We start from the raw sequence: 16,523 nt of genomic DNA, 5'->3' as shown, positions 1-16,523 counted from the left end.
GTGGGGTGAGGCGCAGTTCCGAGCTTCGGGCGCAGATGAAACCGCGCCCGGTGCGACGAACTGCGCCCGAAGCGTCGGCGGTGGGCGCCGGGCCGGGGCGCGCGGGGCGTCGCCGTAGGCTGGAGGCATGCCCGAAACCGCGCCCCGCGGCATCCTGCTCGTCGACAAGTCGGGCGGGATGACCAGTCACGACGTCGTCTCCCGAGCCCGCCGAGCCCTCGGCACCCGCAAGATCGGCCACGCCGGCACGCTCGACCCGATGGCGACGGGGCTGCTGGTGCTCGGCGTGGGAGCGGCGACCCGCCTGCTGACCTACATCGTCGGCCTCGACAAGACCTACGAGGCGACGATCCGCCTCGGCGTCTCGACGGACTCCGACGATGCCGACGGCGCGGTGACCAGGCACGCGACGGATGCCGCGCTGGCCGCCGTCGACCGTGCGGGCATCGATCGCGGCATCGCGGCGCTCACCGGCGCGATAGATCAGGTGCCGAGTCGGGTGTCGGCGATCAAGGTCGGCGGGAAGCGGGCGTACGACCTGGCGCGCGCGGGGCAAGAGGTCGAGCTGAAGGCGCGACGGGTCACCGTCTCACGCTTCGATGTGCGGGAGGTCCGCGAGGTCGCGCTCGACGTCACTCCCGCCCGCGAAGGCGGGCCATCCCGAGCGATCGACGTCGACGTCGTCGTCGACTGCACGAGCGGCACCTACATTCGCGCCCTGGCCCGCGATCTCGGCGCCGCCCTCGACGTGGGCGGTCACCTCACGGCGCTCCGGCGCACCCGCATCGGACCCTTCGACGTGTCGGATGCCGTGACCGAGATCGTCCCGGACCTCGAACTCCTGCGCGATGCGGATGTCGCCGCGACCGTGCTCGGCGCCTTCGACGTGAGCGCCGACGAGGCCCGCGACCTGCGTCACGGCAAGCGACTCGTCGGAGCAGCCGCGCGCCTGTCGGCGCCGCATCCCGCTGCGATCGATCCCGACGGCCGGCTCGTGGGGATCGTCGAGCGTCGCGGCGATGACGTCAAGAGCCTCATGAACATGGCGGAGGACGCATGATCACGGTCTTCACCATCGTTCAGGTCGCCGTGGCGGTCGCCGCGGGCCTGCTCTGCACGGTGCTCGGTCTCGCGAACCGCCGCCCGAGCGACCTCTCGGTCGGAGCGCTCGCCCTCGTCGAAGTGCTTCTGATCGCCCAGGTCGTCGTCGCGATCATCGCCCCGCTGGCGGGCAATGCGCCGTCGGGCAGCCTGCTGGAGTTCTGGGTGTATCTCGTCTCGGCCGTGCTGCTGCCGCCGGCCGCTGTGTTCTGGGCCCTCATCGAACGCAGCCGCTGGAGCACCGTCATCCTCGGTGTCGCCGCCCTGTCCGTGGCGATCATGGTGTGGCGGATGCAGGTGATCTGGACGGTTCAGGTCGTCTGAAGCCGCCCGCGCGCCGCCTATCATTGGTGAGGTCATGGATCATCCCCGCCCTCGAATGACCGGCATCGGCCGCGTCCTGGTGGTCGTGTACGCCGTCATGGCGCTCGCCGCGACGGGACGCTCATTCGTGCAGATCGTCGAGGACTTCGCCAACGCCCCGCTGGCGTACTCGCTGTCGGCGGCAGCCGCGCTCGTGTACGTGCTGGCGACGGTGGCGCTCGTGAAATCGAGCTCGCGCGCCTGGTATGCCGTCGCGTGGGTCGCGATCTGCTTCGAACTGGTGGGAGTCCTCGTCGTCGGTACGCTCAGCCTCGTGCTGCCCGAACTGTTCTCGCACGACGCCACGGTGTGGTCGGGCTACGGCTTCGGGTACTTCTGGGTTCCACTCGCCCTGCCCTTCGTGGGCATCTGGTGGCTCGTGTCGCATCGCGACGGCGCAGCGGACCGCGACGAGCGTCCGGCCGTCCTGGAGGGATCGTCATGGTGACCGTGTATCGAGACCCCGCCGAGGTGCCCGCGGACTTCGGTCCGAGCGTCGTGGCCATCGGCAAATTCGACGGCGTGCACTCCGGACACCGCGCCGTCATCGACCGGGCCCGGGTCGACGCCGCGGCCCGCGGTGCGCGCGTGGTCGCGGTTACCTTCGACCGCAATCCGCTCAGCCTGCTGCGTCCGGAGCTCTGCCCCGAGCCGCTCGTCGCGCTCGATCAGAAGATCGGTCTTCTCGCTGCGGCGGGTGTCGACGCCGTCCTCGTGCTGCGATTCGACGCCGAGCTCGCCGCGCTCTCGGCACGCGACTTCGTCGAGGGCATCCTCGTGCGCGCTCTCGGCGCCGTCGGAGTGCTCATCGGCGACGACTTCCGGTTCGGACGCGGCGGCGAAGGGGATCCCGACGTGCTCACCGCTCTCGGGCGTGAGCACGGATTCGACGTCGACGTCGTCACAGACGTCCGCGCACGCGACGCCGGTCGTCGCGTGTCGTCGACCTGGGTGCGCGACCTGCTCGCGGCGGGCGACGTCGCGGGTGCCGCTCGCCTCCTGGGCAGACCCCACGCGGTCGAAGCGGAGGTCGTGCACGGGCTGAAGCGGGGCCGCGAGCTCGGGTATCCGACCGCGAACCTGGCGACCGACGCCGCGGGCTTCATCCCGGCGGACGGTGTGTACGCGGGCTGGCTGGTCGATCTCGGAATGCCCGGAGCCGACGGGATGCTGCCCGCGAGCGTCATCCGCTATCCGGCGGCGATCTCCGTGGGCACCAACCCCACGTTCGACGACGTGCCGCAGCGCCAGGTCGAGGCGTACGTGCTCGACGAGACCGATCTCGACCTCTACGGTCACCGCGTCGAGGTGCGCTTCACAGCCCGTATCCGCGGGATGGTCGCTTTCGCGGGCATTCCCGCGCTGATCGAGCAGATGGCCGACGATGTCGTCCGGGTGCGCGAGGCGCTCGCCTGAGGACAGCGCCTCGCGCACCGGAGCGGGCCGGAGCCCGCGAGGGTCAGTACGACGATTCGTCGACTGCGCCGGTGGCCTCGCCACCGGCTTCGAGTCGGCGCGCTTCGCCGAGGATCGTCGCGCTGCCGCTCGTACCGAGGCGCGTCGCGCCCGCATCGAGCATCGCGACGGCATCGGCGAAGCTGCGCACGCCGCCGGACGCCTTGACCTGCACGGCTTCGCCGACGTTCTCGCGCATCAGCCGGACGTGGGCGACCGTCGCGCCGCCGCCGGCGAACCCGGTCGAGGTCTTGACGAAGTCGGCGCCGCCGGCCTCGGTCAGACGGCTGCCGCGTGCGATCTGCTCGTCGTCGAGGAGGCTGGTCTCGAGGATGACCTTGACGATCTTGCCCTCGGCGGCCTCGACCACGGCTCGGATGTCGTCGACGACGACGTCGTCGAAGCCCGACCGCAGCGCGGCGATGTTGACGACCATGTCGAACTCCGAGGCGCCGTCGGCGGCGGCCTGGCGGACCTCGGCGACCTTCGCCGCGGTGGAGGTGGTGCCGTGGGGGAAGCCGATGACGGTTCCGACGGCGACGCCGGTGCCCTCGAGGCGTGCGACGGCATGAGGGATGTCGGAGGGTCGCACGCAGACGGAGAAGACCTGCCACTCGGCGGCGATGTCGAGCTCGGCGTCGACCTGCTCGCGGGTCAGTTCGGGCTTGAGGATGGCGTGGTCGAGGGTCGCGGCGAGCTCGCGCTCGGAGATCGTGGACATGGTTTCAGCGTACGCCGTCCCGATGTCCGAGCATCGACGGGAATACCCCAGGGGGGTATCCTGTTGAGGTCGCTGAACGAAAGAGGATCATCATGACGACTCAGACCTACTCCGTCGAGGGCATGACCTGCGGCCACTGCGCCGCAGCGGTGACCCGCGAACTCGGACTCGTCCCGGGCGTCTCCGACGTCGCCGTCGACGTCGATGCCGGAACCGTCGCGGTCACGGCCGTGCAGCCGCCCGACGACGACGTCGTCTCGGCTGCGGTGGCCGAGGCCGGCTACACGGTGACCGGACGCCGCTGATGTCCGCTGACACCGCCGGGCCGGAGAGCAGCCACGCTGTCCTCGACATCGAGGGGATGACGTGCGCGAGCTGTGTCGCCCGGGTCGAGAAGCGTCTGCAACGCCTGGACGGTGTCCGCGCGACGGTGAACCTCGCGACCGAGACGGCGCGCGTGGAGCATCCTGCGGCCGTGTCGGTCGACGAACTCGTCGAGGCAGTGGGCGAGGCCGGGTACACCGCCCGCGTCCGCGCCCCGCAGCGTCGGCAGCAGCCGCACCCCGCCGGGGAGCACGACCAGCACGCGGACCACGACGCCGACGGCGGCCACCAGCACGACGTCGAGGACGTGCCGGGGCGGACGACCCTGCGCACCCGCCTGATTTGGGGCATCGTGCTGGCGACGCCCGTCGTGGTGCTCGGCATGGTGCCCGCGTGGCAGTTCCCCGGATGGCAATGGGTGTCGCTCGTCCTCACCGCGCCGGTGGTGTTCTGGGCGGGCTGGCCGTTCCATCGCGCGACGTTCGCGAATGCGCGCCATGGCGCGCTGACGATGGACACCCTCGTCACCCTCGGCACCTTCGCCGCGTTCGCCTGGAGCCTGTGGGCGGTGCTGTTCGGCTCCGCCGGGCGTATCGGCATTCGTCACGACGTCGTCCTCTTCGGGCCCGTGCACGACCCGACATCGCTCGTGTACTTCGAGGTCGCCGCAGCCGTCACGGTGCTCATCCTGCTCGGACGGTACATCGAGCAGCGGTCGCGGCGGCGCGCGGGAGCCGCCCTGCGCGCACTGCTCGAGCTCGGGGCGACCGACGTCGAGCTGCCGGACGGTCGACGCGTCGGGATCGAGACCCTTCGGGAAGGCGACGAGTTCGTCGTGCGACCCGGTGGGAAGGTCGCGACGGATGGCGTCGTGGTCGACGGCGCAGCAGCGGTCGACGAGAGCATGCTCACAGGCGAATCGGTGCCGGTCGACGTCGGACCCGGCTCCGAGGTGACCGGGGGCACGATCGCGTCGGGTGGACGTCTCCGGGTTCGCGCCACCTCGGTCGGCGACGAGACCCGTCTCGCGCACCTGGCTCGTCTGGTCGACGAGGCACAATCGGGTAAGAGCCGCGTGCAGCGCCTTGCCGACCGCGTCTCGGCGGTGTTCGTCCCCGTCGTCATCGTCGTCGCCGCGCTCACCCTCGTCGGCTGGATCGTCGCAGGCGCGCCCGTGGCGGCGGGGTTCACCGCCGCCGTGGCGGTGCTCATCATCGCCTGCCCGTGCGCCCTCGGGCTCGCGACGCCCATCGCCGTCCTCGTCGGCACCGGGCGTGGCGCCGAGCTCGGCATCCTGATCACCGGTCCCGAGGCCCTGGAAGCCGCCGAGCGCATCGACGTCGTCCTCATGGACAAGACCGGCACCCTGACCGAAGGGCGGATGTCGGTCGCGTCGGTGGCCACGGCGGCCGGGGTCGACCGCCACGAGGCGCTGCGGGCGGCCGGCGCCGTCGAATCGGCTTCGGAGCACCCGATCGCACGTGCGATCGTCGCCGCCGCCGGCGCGGTGCCTGCGGTGACCGAGTTCACGGGGGTCTCGGGAGGCGGTGTCCGCGGCTCGGTCGATGGGCGCGATGTCACCGCGGGAAGCATGGCTTTCGTCACCGAACGCCTGGGAGCCCCGGGCCCCGAGCTCGACGCGGCCGCGCGCGACGCCGCGGAATCCGGCGCGTCCGTCGTCGCCGTCGGGTGGGACGGCACCGTCCGTGCGGTCATCGCGGTCGCGGATCGTGTCCGCGATGACGCTCGCGAAGCCGTGGCGCGACTGCACCGCACCGGTGCATCCGTCGTCCTGGTCACGGGTGACAACGCTGGTGCAGCCGCGGCGGTGGCTCGCGAGCTGGGCATCGACGAGGTCGTCGCCGACGTGCGGCCGGAGGGCAAGCTCGACGAGGTGCGACGGCGCCAGGCGGCGGGGGAGCGGGTCGCGATGGTCGGCGACGGCGTCAATGACGCCGCCGCCCTGGCCGCCGCCGACCTCGGTATCGCGATGGGCGGCGGGACGGATGCGGCCAAGCACGCCAGCGACATCACGCTGACCGCAGGCAGCCCCCGGGCGGTGGCCGAGGCCATCGAACTCAGCCGCCGCACCCTCGGGATCATCCGCGGAAACCTGTTCTGGGCGTTCGCGTACAACGTCGCCGCGGTGCCGCTGGCGGTCGCCGGACTGCTCAACCCGATGGTCGCGGCGGCCGCGATGGCGTTCTCGAGCGTCTTCGTCGTGCTCAACAGCCTGAGGCTGCGATCGGCACTGCGGCCCGCGCGCCGGGGCGCGTAGCCGACCGGTCTCGCCGGCGCGCCCCGCGCCCACCTCGCGGGGCGCGCCGGTCGTGGCATAGAATGGTCGGCGGGGACATCGTCGGGTTCGACGCCGCAGCTCGCTGAAGCGAGTGCCCGCGGCCGGCCGGCGCGATCGCCCTTCGCTCGCATGACGCTTCGGTGTCCGTCCGAGCGGCACCCGTACGTTCCGTCACGACGGAATCCCGGCACTCAGGCTCAGGAGGAGCATGCCGACCATGGCCACCGCCGCAGCGACCGCCAACCGCCGACGAAAGTCCTCGTCCGCCCGACGCGACGACGACGCGCCGTTGATCCCGATCCTCGCGCGCAAAGTGCGCGAGGTCGAGGCCAAGGCGCAGCGCGGCAAGCTCGGACCGACCAATCGCGTGAAGTTCCAGGTCATCGCGTTCCTGGTGCGCGAGGAGCGCGCGCGGGTGAAGGCCGACGAGAACATCTCGACCGCTGCCCGAGCAGAGCTGCTCAAGCGACTCGACGGTGTCGCGACCATCCTCGCCAAGACCGCCGCGCGAGACACGTCTCTCATCCAGCTGCTCGAGGTCGACCAGGCGACCTCACCGGTCGCCAAGCGCATGCGGCGCGACTGGCTGCTCGAGTCGGGAGCCGAACTGCCCGAGGACGAGCTGATCATCACCGACATCGTGCCGGTGCAGGCGCCCGTCGTGCCGGCGGCGCTCGCCGAGCGTCAGGTCACGCCGCCGCAGGTGCTCGCACGTCGCGAGTCGAACCCCTTCCTCGCTCCCGACCCCGAGCTGCACAAGCCGCACGACACGCCGCGTCGCCGCCTCGACGGCTGGGAGCTGATGGGCCCGCTCTACAAGGCGTTCGAGACCGGCGCCGGCGGGGCGGCGGCCTCGATGGACCTGCCCCCCGTGCCCGAGTTCGATCGTCTGTCGCCCAAGGGCCTCGAGATCATGCCGCACCAGTCGCGGTTCCTCGAGGCGGTGCGCGCCGGTCACCGCTCGTTCCTCCTCGCCGACGAGCCGGGCCTCGGCAAGACGGCGCAGTCGGTGCTCGCGGCATCCGTCGCCGGCGCTTACCCGCTGCTGGCCGTCGTGCCGAATGTGGTGAAGATGAACTGGGCCCGCGAGGTCGAGCGCTGGACGCCGCAGCGCCGCGCGACGGTGATCTCGGGCGACGGCGATCAGATCGATGCCTTCGCCGACGTCTTCATCGTCAACTACGAGGTGCTCGACCGTCACCTCTCGTGGCTCGGATCCATCGGTCTACGCGGCATGGTCGTCGACGAGGCGCACTTCATCAAGAACCTCGGCTCGCAGCGTTCGCAGAACGTCCTCGCCCTCGCGGGCCGCATCCGCGAGCAGGTCCGCGACCCGCTCATGCTCGCCCTCACCGGAACCCCGCTGATCAACGACGTCGAGGACTTCGACGCGATCTGGCGCTTCCTCGGGTGGACCAACGGCGAGAAGCCCGGGCCCGTCCTCATGGAGCGGCTCGACGAGACCGGTCTCACGCCGGCCGACAAGGCGTTCTACCCGGCTGCCCGCGACGCCGTCATCTCGATGGGCATCGTGCGCCGCAAGAAGAAGGACGTCGCCGCGGATCTTCCCGACAAGCTCGTCGCAGACCTGCCCGTGCAGCTCGACGACGAGTACGGTCGGTCGATCCGCCAGGCCGAGCACGAGCTCGGCGAGCGTCTGGCCGCTCGGTACCGCCGCATCATCGAGGCGCGCGGCGACCGTGTGCTCATCGGTGAGGCCGACTCCGACATCGTGCGCCTCGTCGCGACGCAGGAGCTCGAGGAGTCGAAGGCCGCCGGCACCGGTGCCGAGAACGTCTTCACGATGGTCCGCCGCATCGGTCAGGCCAAGGCCGTGCTCGCCGCCGACTACGCAGCGCAGCTGCAGCGCTCGGTCGGCAAGGTCGTGTTCTTCGCCAAGCACATCGACGTCATGGATGCCGCCGAGGCCCACTTCGCGGCCGCCGGGCTGCGGACCGTGTCGCTGCGCGGCGATCAGAGCGCGACCGCACGCCAGGACGCGATCGACGCGTTCAACAACGATCCCGATGTCGCCATCGCGGTGTGCTCGCTGACTGCCGCGGGTGTCGGCGTGAACATGCAGGCAGCCTCGAACGTCGTCCTCGCCGAGCTGTCGTGGACCGCGGCCGAGCAGACGCAGGCGATCGACCGTGTGCACCGCATCGGTCAGGAGGAGCCCGTCACCGCGTGGCGGATCATCGCCGCCCACACCATCGACACCAAGATCGCCGAGCTCATCGACTCGAAGCAGGGGCTCGCGGCCCGCGCTCTCGACGGTGAGGCCGTCGATCCCACCTCGAGCGACTCCGTGCAGCTGTCGGCCCTCATGCACCTGCTCCGCCAGGCGCTGGGTGCGGACTGATCCGCATCCGCCGACGACGGCCCAGACTCGTCCGACGGCTGGATGAGGCGGTAGTCGAAGGTCGAGTCGTCGACGAACGCGAACCGCGCCACGACGGCGCCGCTCTGGGCGCGTCTGCCGGTGTCGGTGATGGATGCGACGTCCGCCCGCCCCGCGGCAGCGAGTTCTTCCGGTGGGCTTCGCCTGGCAGCACTCGCGTCGCGACGATAGTCTCGACCTGAGGCAGCGTCGCCACACTCCACCCTGAGCAACAACGAAGGATCTCCCCATGAAGATCGGCATCCTCACCAGCGGCGGCGACTGCCCCGGACTCAACGCTGTCATCCGAGGCGTCGTGCTCAAGGGCACCACCTCGTACAACATCGAGTTCGTCGGCATCCGCGACGGCTGGCGCGGTGTCGTCGATGGCGACTTCTTCCCCCTCACCCGTCACGAGGTGAAGGGTCTGTCCAAGGTCGGCGGCACGATCCTCGGCACGAGCCGCACCAACCCGTACGAAGGCCCCCGCGGCGGCGCCGAGAACATCGCGGCGACCCTCGACAAGCACCGCATCGACGGCATCATCGCCATCGGCGGCGAAGGCACGCTCGCCGCTGCCAACCGTCTCGCGAACGACGGCATCAACGTCCTCGGTGTGCCCAAGACGATCGACAACGACCTGAAGGCGACCGACTACTCGTTCGGCTTCGACACCGCCGTCAACATCGCCACCGACGCGATGGACCGACTGCGCACCACCGGTGACTCGCACCAGCGCTGCATGGTCGCCGAGGTCATGGGTCGCCACGTGGGCTGGATCGCGCTGCACGCCGGCATCGCCGCCGGTGCCCACGTCATCTGCATCCCCGAGGTGCCGATGTCGATCGAGGAGATCACCGCCCAGGTCACCAAGGCCTTCGACCGGGGCCGGGCCCCGCTCGTGGTCGTATCGGAGGGCTTCAAGCTGACGGGCCAGGACGAGGCATACAGCGACAAGGGCCTCGACGCGTTCAACCGTCCGCGTCTCGGCGGTATCAGTGAAGTGCTGGCCCCCGAGATCGAGCGCCTGACCGGCATCGAGACCCGCGCCACCGTGCTCGGCCACATCCAGCGCGGTGGCTCGCCCTCGGCGTTCGACCGCGTGTTGGCCACGCGCCTCGGACTCGCGGCCGCCGATGCGCTCGTCGACGGCGCGTGGGGTCAGATGGTCTCGCTCAAGGGAACCGATATCGTCCGCGTCTCGTTCGACGAGGCCCTCGGCGAGCTCAACACGGTTCCGCTGTACCGCTACGAGGAGGCCGCCGCTCTGTTCGGCTGATCCGCCACGTCGAAACGGCCGCGTCTGCGGCGGGCCCCGCGCCCGCTCGCGACGCGGCCGTTCCGCGTCTCGCGGCTGCTCAGCGCACCCGCGCTCGCGCTCGGATGACCGATCCGAGCGACGCGCGGAGCGGCTGACCGAGGTAGATGCCGAGCGATGCGCCCACCGCGAGCGCGATGCCCACGGTCGCGGCTGCCGCGAGGGTGCTGAACCCGGTCAGCAGGGTCGCGGGACTGTCGCCCGATTCGACGACGCCGAGGAGCCCGCGGAACACCGCGGCTCCGGGCACCATCGGCAGGATCGCGGCTGTCGTGATCGCGACGGACGGCACATGCAGACGATAGGCGGCGAGGATGCCGACGAGGCTGCCGACGAACGCGCCGACACCGCTCGCCGCCGCCGTCTCGAAGCCGAGCGAGGCCGCAGCCACGTAACCCAGCCAGGCCACGACGCTGAGGGCGACGCTGACGACGATGATGCGCAGCCCGGCTCCGTTGATCACGGCGACCGCGAGGGCGATCAGGCCCGCGCCGAGGAACTGCAGCGGCACGGGTCCGAGCGGTAGCGCCTCCGTCGGCGCCTCGAGGCCCAGCCCGATGACGCGGGCCGTCTCGATCCCCGCGAGGATGCCGAGCACGACGCCGAGCGTCTGCGTCACTAGCTCGAGGATGCGGCCCATGGCCGTGAGCGCGAACCCGTCGATGGCGTCCTGAGCCGCGCCGACGACGGTCAGTCCCGCGAGCATCAGCACGATGCCGGACGCGACGATGACCGACGGGCGCATGGTCATCGCGGCTTCCCACCCTGTCGCGCGGAGGAGGGGGGAAGCCGCTGCCACGATCGTGAGCACGAACGCTCCGGCGATCTGGCTGAAGAAGAACGGCACGCGCGCCCGGCCGAGCAGGAACTGCGTGATCGCCGCGGATCCGGCGGCGAGGAACGACAGCACGATGACGAGCCAGTTCGCCCCGAACATCACCGCGACACCGACCGCCAGCAGCGCCTGCGCGGCGACGGCAACGGGCTGGTGGTATCGGAAGGGCGTCCGACGGATGCCGCGGAAGCGCAGTGCCGCGGCATCCAGGGGGAGTCCCGCGCGGATCTCGGCCACGAGCGCCTGAAGCCGCTGCAGTCGGGAATGGTCGGGCGCGGCGCCGCGGACGACCCGCATGAGCGTGATCGGCCGGTCCTCGCCGCTGCGGTGATGGGCGACCGTGATCGAGTTGTAGGTCACGTCGACGTGCACCGGGTCGAGACCGTAGACGCCCGCGACCCGCACGATCGTCAGGGTCACCTCGCTCGCGGGCGAGCCCGCCACGAGCATCGTCTCGCCGAGCCGGATCGCCAGATCGAGCACCCGCACGGCGAACGCGTCGTCGATCACGGGCAGCATCTCGGTCGCCGGTCCGGCGGCCGGATCGGGGGTGTGGACGAGCGCATTCAGCGCCGTGAAGAGCGAGCGGCGTCCCATGTGTTCCAGCCTAGGTCCGGGTGCCCGCGGTGCCGCGCGTGAGCGGTCGTCACATGGCGCCCGGTGCATGGGACGCTCCGTAAGATGGTGCGGTGGGCGCGGCATCCGGGCGCCCGTAGCAATCGCGCCGGCACCGGCATCCGGGAGTCCCACATGGCATTGATCGTGCAGAAGTACGGCGGGTCGTCCGTCGCCGACGCGGAGAGCATCAAGCGGGTCGCGAAGCGCATCGTCGACACCCGCCGCGCCGGTCACGACGTCGTCGTCGCGGTGAGCGCGATGGGCGACACGACCGACGAGCTGCTCGATCTCGCGAACGAGGTCGCCCCGATCCCGGCCCCGCGTGAGCTCGACATGCTCCTCAGCTCGGGCGAGCGGATCTCGATGGCGCTCCTGGCGATGGCCATCCACTCGATGGGCTTCGAGGCGCGCTCGTTCACCGGCAGCCAGGCGGGCATGATCACGGATGCGACGCACGGTGCCGCGCGCATCGTCGACGTCACGCCCGTGCGGCTGCGCGAAGCCCTCGACGAGGGGGCGATCGTCATCGTCGCGGGGTTCCAAGGGTTCAACCGCGACACCCGCGACATCACGACGCTCGGCCGCGGCGGATCCGACACGACCGCCGTCGCACTCGCCGCGGCGCTCTCAGCCGACGTCTGCGAGATCTACAGCGACGTCGACGGCATCTACACCGCCGACCCGCGCGTCGTGCCCAAGGCCCGCAAGCTCGGAGTGGTCTCGGCGGAGGAGATGCTCGAACTCGCCGCGAACGGCGCCAAGGTCCTCTACATCCGTGCGGTGGAGTACGCCCGCCGTCACGGCGTCATGATCAACGCCCGGTCGACGTTCAGCTCCGGATCCGGCACGTTCGTGCTCGGTCCGGGGATGTCGCCGCCCGAAGGCCGAAAGGAAGAAGAGATGGAAGAGCCGATCGTCGCGGGCGTCGCCACCGACCTCAGCCAGGCCAAGATCACCGTCATCGGCGTGCCCGACGTTCCGGGCAAGGCCGCCGAGATCTTCAAGATCGTGGCGAAGTCGGGCGCGAACGTCGACATGATCGTCCAGAACGTCTCGGCCGCGGCGACGGGGCGCACCGACATCTCGTTCACGCTGCCGAAGACCGATGCGACGATGGCGCTCCGTGCCCTCGCGGGCGAGCAGAACGAGGTCGGCTTCGAGAGCCTCGTGCACGACGACCAGATCGGAAAGCTGTCGGTCGTCGGCGCGGGAATGCGAACGCATTCGGGCGTCTCGGCCACGCTCTTCGAAGCGCTGTCGAACGCCGGCGTCAACCTCGAGATGATCTCGACCTCCGAGATCCGCATCTCCGTCGTCGTCCGCGGCGACGAGCTGGCCGAGGCCGCCCGCGTCGTGCACACCGCGTACGGACTCGACGGCGACACCGAAGCCGTCGTCTACGCCGGCACCGGCCGCTGACGTCCGTCCGGTCGTCGACAGCCGCGTCGTCGCCGGGCAAGCGAACCACCTGCGAGAATCGAAAGCCGTCCCCGACCCGTCCCGAGGAGCCCGCGTGCTGTACATCTCGACCCGAGGCGGCGCTGAGCCGCTGCCGTACTGCGACGCGCTCCTCGAGGGGCTCGCGACCGACGGCGGCCTCGCCGTGCCGCAAGAGATGCCCCGTGTCTCGTCCGAGACGCTCGAGCGCTGGCGCGCGCTGACCTACCCGCAGCTGGCCACCGAGGTGCTCGCTCTCTTCGCCACCGACATCGAGCGCGACGACCTCGCCCGCATGACCGAGGCCGCGTATGCGCCCTTCCCCGACGCCGTCGTTCCGCTGCGCCGCATCGGCGGCGGGATGACGCTGGTCGGGCTCTCGGAAGGGCCGACGCTGGCCTTCAAGGACCTCGCGATGCAGTTCCTCGGTCAGGTCGTCGAGCACGCCCTCGCGCGTACCGGCTCGGTTCTCAACGTGCTGGGTGCCACATCGGGTGACACCGGCTCGGCGGCCGAGTACGCGCTGCGCGGCAAGGAGCACATCGCCGTCTTCATGCTGTCGCCGCAGGGCCGCATGAGCCCGTTCCAGCGTGCGCAGATGTTCTCACTCGACGAGCCCAACATCCACAACATCGCCATCGAGGGTGTCTTCGACGACTGTCAGAACCTCGTCAAAGAGCTCGCGGGCGACCTCGGGGTCAAGCGCGAGCTTCACCTCGGCGCCGTGAACTCGATCAACCTCGCGCGCATCACGGCGCAGGTCGTCTACTACTTCTGGGCATGGCTGCGAGCCACCGACGTGGACGGCCACGCCGAGGTCTCGATCACGGTGCCCTCCGGCAACTTCGGCAACATCCTCTCCGGGTTCTATGCGCGCGAGATGGGCCTTCCGATCCGCCGGCTCGTGCTGGCCGCGAACGAGAACAACGTGCTCGACGAGTTCTTCCGCACCGGCATCTATCGCCCCCGCTCCGCGGCGGAGACGCTGCAGACCTCGAGCCCGTCGATGGACATCTCCAAGGCGTCGAACCTCGAGCGCTTCATCTTCGAGCTCGTCGGTCGCGACCCCGAGCGGGTCGTGGCGGCGTGGCGCGAGCTCGAGTCGCAGGGCTTCGCCGACTTCTCCGCCGACCTCGCTCGCTTCACCGCCGAGTTCGGCATCGTCAGCGGAACCTCGACGCACGCCGATCGCCTCGCGACCATCCGCGAGGTGCACGACGAAACGGGCGAGATCATCGACCCGCACACCGCGGACGGCGTCACGGTGGCCCGCGAGTACGTCGAGCCCGGTGAGATCATGCTCGTCCTCGAGACGGCCAAGCCCGAGAAGTTCGCCGAGACGATCCGCGAGGCCATCGGGGTCGAGCTGAGCTACTCCGACGAGCTGCAGGCCATGCTCGATGCGCCGCAGCACGTCATCGACCTGCCCGACGACGCCGCGGCGCTCACCGCGTTCATCCGCGAGCGCGCGCTCCGCTGACGTCCCGACCGGCGGTGATACATCCGTCGGACCGGTGGTGCTGGTGATGCCCGTACGGCGCCGCGAGTGCTCATGAGCACCGCGTGTCCGACGGATGCATCGCGCTCGGTCCGCTGACGTGCTCAGCCCGCGGCGCGGGCGGCGACGATCGCGTCCCACACCGCACGAGCGACGGTGCTCTTCGGCCCTGAGGCCTCGGCGACGACCGCCCCACCGTCTCCGATGACGGCGACGGTGTTCTCGCCCGCACCGAAGCCGGCATCCCACCCGACCTCGTTCACGACGAGCAGGTCGACGCCCTTGCGTTCGCGCTTGCGTCGGGCGCGTGCGAGCAGGTCCTCGTCGGCGGTCTCGGCAGCGAACCCGACGATGACCTGACCGCCGCGGCGGGAGGCGGCGAGCCCGGCGAGGATGTCGTCGTTGGGAACGAGGTCGATCGTCGCCAGCGGCCCGTCTTCCTTTCGCAGCTTGTGTTCCGACACCCGCGCAGCGCGGTAGTCGGCGACGGCCGCGATCATGATTACGACATCCGCGGTGGCGGCGGCATCCGTCATCGCCTTGCCGAGCTGAGCCGCGGTCTCGACGTGCCGGGTCGTGACGCGCGGATGAGCCGCGACGATGTCGAGGACCCCCGCGTCGACGGATGCCGCGACGAGGGTCACCGTCGCACCGCGTCGGGCGGCCTCCGCGGCGATCTCGGCACCCTGTCGGCCGCTGGATCGGTTGCCGAGGAACCGCACCGGGTCGAGCGGCTCGCGGGTGCCCCCGGTCGAGACCGCGACGTGCACGCCGTCGAGGTCGGCGGTCTCGGGGGAGGCGAACGAGAGCGCGGCCGCCACGATGTCATCCGGCTCCGACATGCGCCCCTGTCCGCTGTCGCCGCCAGTCAGCGGGCCGTCCGCCGGGCCGACGATCAGCACGCCGCGCTCGCGCAGCGTGGCGATGTTCGCCCTCGTCGCCGGATGCCGCCACATCTCGGTGTGCATCGCGGGAGCGACTGCGACAGGGGCCGTCGTGGCGAGGAGCGTCGTGCCGAGCAGATCGGATGCCAGACCCGCGGCCATTGCGGCGATCGTGTTGGCCGTCGCGGGGGCGACGATGACGAGGTCGGCACTCTGTCCCAGGGCCACGTGCCGCACGCGGGCGACGTCGTCGTGCACCGAGGTCGTGACGGGGTTGCGGCTGATGGCCTCCCACGTCGTGAGGCCGATGAAGCGCAGCGAGTCGTCGGTGGGAATGACGTGGACGTCGTGCCCCTCTTGCACCAGCAGACGCACGAGATGGACGCTCTTGTAGGCGGCGATGCCCCCGGTGACCCCGACTACGATGAACATGCCCCCGATCCTCCCACGGCCCCGGACGGGGTGCGCGGAGCGACCGTCGGGCGCCGAGAGCGAGTGATCACATGTGCACCGTCGTCATCCAGGTGCCCGCCGATCCGACCCGTCCGGTTCGGCTGCTGGCCATCCGAGACGAGGATCCGGCGCGTGCATGGGATCCGGTCGGTCCGTGGTGGCCGGAAGCGTTCCCGGGGGTCGTCGGCGTGCGCGATCGTCGCGCCGGGGGCGCCTGGCTGGCAGCAGACCCCGCAGCCCGCCGTCTCGCGGTCATCCTCAACCGAGCCGATGTCCTGCCGGACGATGCGCCCGCGCTCTCGCGCGGCGGCATCGTGCTGGATGCCGTCGCCGGTCGCCCTCCCGTGGGCGCTCCGTCCACGCACGGCTTCAATCTCGTCGACGTCTCCGCCGCCGGGGTCCGGGTGTCGATGTGGGATGCCGCGACCCTGCGGACGGTCGAGCTGGGTCCCGGGACCCACATGATCGCCCACGACGACGTCGACGATCCGCGTACGGCCCGCATCCGTCGCTGGCTCGGCGAGTTCGCCGCCGCCGCTCCCGATCTCGACCGCGCGGACGGTCTGCAGCCGTGGCTCGACGTGCTCCAGGACACCGCGGCCACCCCGGCGACCGATGACGCCGCGATCATCCGCGACAATCGCCCCTACGGCGTGCCGACGCTGTCGCTGCTCGTCTGCACGGCGTCGGTCGGAACCGACGGCGTCGAGCTCGCTTACGGTGCGCTCGACGTGCCGGGGGAGTGGAACCGCCCCGAGATGGCGTGAATCGCGCGGTCATCGACCGTCACGTGGCCGGGAGCCGCATCGGCGCGCCGATAGAATCACCGGAACCCGA

Annotated in this window: 14 protein-coding genes; 11 read left to right on the top strand and 3 right to left on the bottom strand. The window is 70.8% G+C overall.

Features of this window, described 5'->3' with window-relative positions; all coding sequences use genetic code 11:
• Positions 1 to 127: 127 nt before the first annotated feature.
• From truB to ACU6RU_RS09975, 4 genes are read left to right on the top strand one after another with little or no spacing between them, the layout of a single operon-like run.
• Positions 128 to 1,060, top strand: a complete 933-nt coding sequence (gene truB / locus ACU6RU_RS09990) for a tRNA pseudouridine(55) synthase TruB (RefSeq protein WP_289329899.1) — start codon at positions 128 to 130, stop codon at positions 1,058 to 1,060.
• Positions 1,057 to 1,425, top strand: a complete 369-nt coding sequence (locus ACU6RU_RS09985) for a hypothetical protein (RefSeq protein ID WP_120264864.1) — start codon at positions 1,057 to 1,059, stop codon at positions 1,423 to 1,425. The genes truB and ACU6RU_RS09985 overlap by 4 nt, the downstream gene beginning before the upstream one ends.
• Positions 1,426 to 1,459: 34 nt before the next feature.
• Positions 1,460 to 1,912: a hypothetical protein gene (locus ACU6RU_RS09980; RefSeq protein ID WP_446726449.1), complete on the top strand. Its 453-nt coding sequence runs from the start codon at positions 1,460 to 1,462 to the stop codon at positions 1,910 to 1,912.
• The gene (locus ACU6RU_RS09975; protein WP_446726635.1) at positions 1,909 to 2,880 is read left to right on the top strand and encodes a bifunctional riboflavin kinase/FAD synthetase; all 972 of its coding nucleotides are present in this window, start codon (positions 1,909 to 1,911) and stop codon (positions 2,878 to 2,880) included. The genes ACU6RU_RS09980 and ACU6RU_RS09975 overlap by 4 nt, the downstream gene beginning before the upstream one ends.
• 43 nt (positions 2,881 to 2,923) lie before the next feature.
• Here ACU6RU_RS09975 and deoC read toward each other — a convergent pair whose 3' ends face one another.
• On the bottom strand, positions 2,924 to 3,640 hold the full coding sequence (deoC, locus tag ACU6RU_RS09970) for a deoxyribose-phosphate aldolase (protein ID WP_120264866.1): 717 nt from the start codon (positions 3,638 to 3,640) through the stop codon (positions 2,924 to 2,926).
• A 92-nt stretch (positions 3,641 to 3,732) separates the two neighbouring features.
• Here deoC and ACU6RU_RS09965 point away from each other — a divergent pair, with 92 nt between their 5' ends.
• The 4 genes from ACU6RU_RS09965 (at position 3,733) to ACU6RU_RS09950 (ending at position 9,922) form a co-directional block, all read left to right on the top strand.
• Positions 3,733 to 3,945: a heavy-metal-associated domain-containing protein gene (locus tag ACU6RU_RS09965; protein WP_120264867.1), complete on the top strand. Its 213-nt coding sequence runs from the start codon at positions 3,733 to 3,735 to the stop codon at positions 3,943 to 3,945.
• A complete protein-coding gene (locus ACU6RU_RS09960; RefSeq protein ID WP_446726448.1) occupies positions 3,945 to 6,242 on the top strand; it encodes a heavy metal translocating P-type ATPase in 2,298 nt (765 codons plus the stop codon). Before ACU6RU_RS09965 ends, ACU6RU_RS09960 begins: the two co-directional genes overlap by 1 nt.
• 229 nt (positions 6,243 to 6,471) lie before the next feature.
• A complete protein-coding gene (locus ACU6RU_RS09955; RefSeq protein ID WP_446726447.1) occupies positions 6,472 to 8,625 on the top strand; it encodes a DEAD/DEAH box helicase in 2,154 nt (717 codons plus the stop codon).
• 268 nt (positions 8,626 to 8,893) lie between these two features.
• A complete protein-coding gene (locus tag ACU6RU_RS09950; protein ID WP_120264870.1) occupies positions 8,894 to 9,922 on the top strand; it encodes a 6-phosphofructokinase in 1,029 nt (342 codons plus the stop codon).
• 79 nt (positions 9,923 to 10,001) lie between these two features.
• On the opposite strand, the gene ACU6RU_RS09945 is transcribed toward ACU6RU_RS09950, so the two are convergent.
• Complete coding sequence (locus tag ACU6RU_RS09945; RefSeq protein WP_446726446.1) at positions 10,002 to 11,393, bottom strand: threonine/serine ThrE exporter family protein; 1,392 nt, start codon at positions 11,391 to 11,393, stop codon at positions 10,002 to 10,004.
• Positions 11,394 to 11,546: 153 nt separating this feature from the next.
• On the opposite strand from ACU6RU_RS09945, the gene ACU6RU_RS09940 reads away from it, so the two are divergent.
• On the top strand, positions 11,547 to 12,833 hold the full coding sequence (locus ACU6RU_RS09940) for an aspartate kinase (protein WP_120264872.1): 1,287 nt from the start codon (positions 11,547 to 11,549) through the stop codon (positions 12,831 to 12,833).
• Between the two features lie 94 nt (positions 12,834 to 12,927).
• A complete protein-coding gene (gene thrC, locus ACU6RU_RS09935) occupies positions 12,928 to 14,331 on the top strand; it encodes a threonine synthase (protein WP_446726445.1) in 1,404 nt (467 codons plus the stop codon).
• A 122-nt stretch (positions 14,332 to 14,453) separates the two neighbouring features.
• On the opposite strand, the gene coaBC is transcribed toward thrC, so the two are convergent.
• A complete protein-coding gene (coaBC, locus tag ACU6RU_RS09930; RefSeq protein WP_446726444.1) occupies positions 14,454 to 15,665 on the bottom strand; it encodes a bifunctional phosphopantothenoylcysteine decarboxylase/phosphopantothenate--cysteine ligase CoaBC in 1,212 nt (403 codons plus the stop codon).
• Positions 15,666 to 15,736: 71 nt separating this feature from the next.
• Between coaBC and ACU6RU_RS09925 the strand changes: the two genes are divergently transcribed.
• Positions 15,737 to 16,453 carry an NRDE family protein gene (locus ACU6RU_RS09925; protein WP_446726443.1) on the top strand — a complete coding sequence of 239 codons (717 nt, stop codon included), beginning with the start codon at positions 15,737 to 15,739 and terminating at the stop codon, positions 16,451 to 16,453.
• The last annotated feature ends 70 nt before the right edge of the window (positions 16,454 to 16,523 follow it).

The sequence above is a fragment of the Microbacterium sp. F1-18 genome (assembly GCF_052921305.1).
Note: the sequence above shows the minus strand (reverse complement) of the source record. Positions and strands in the feature narration are given on the sequence as shown.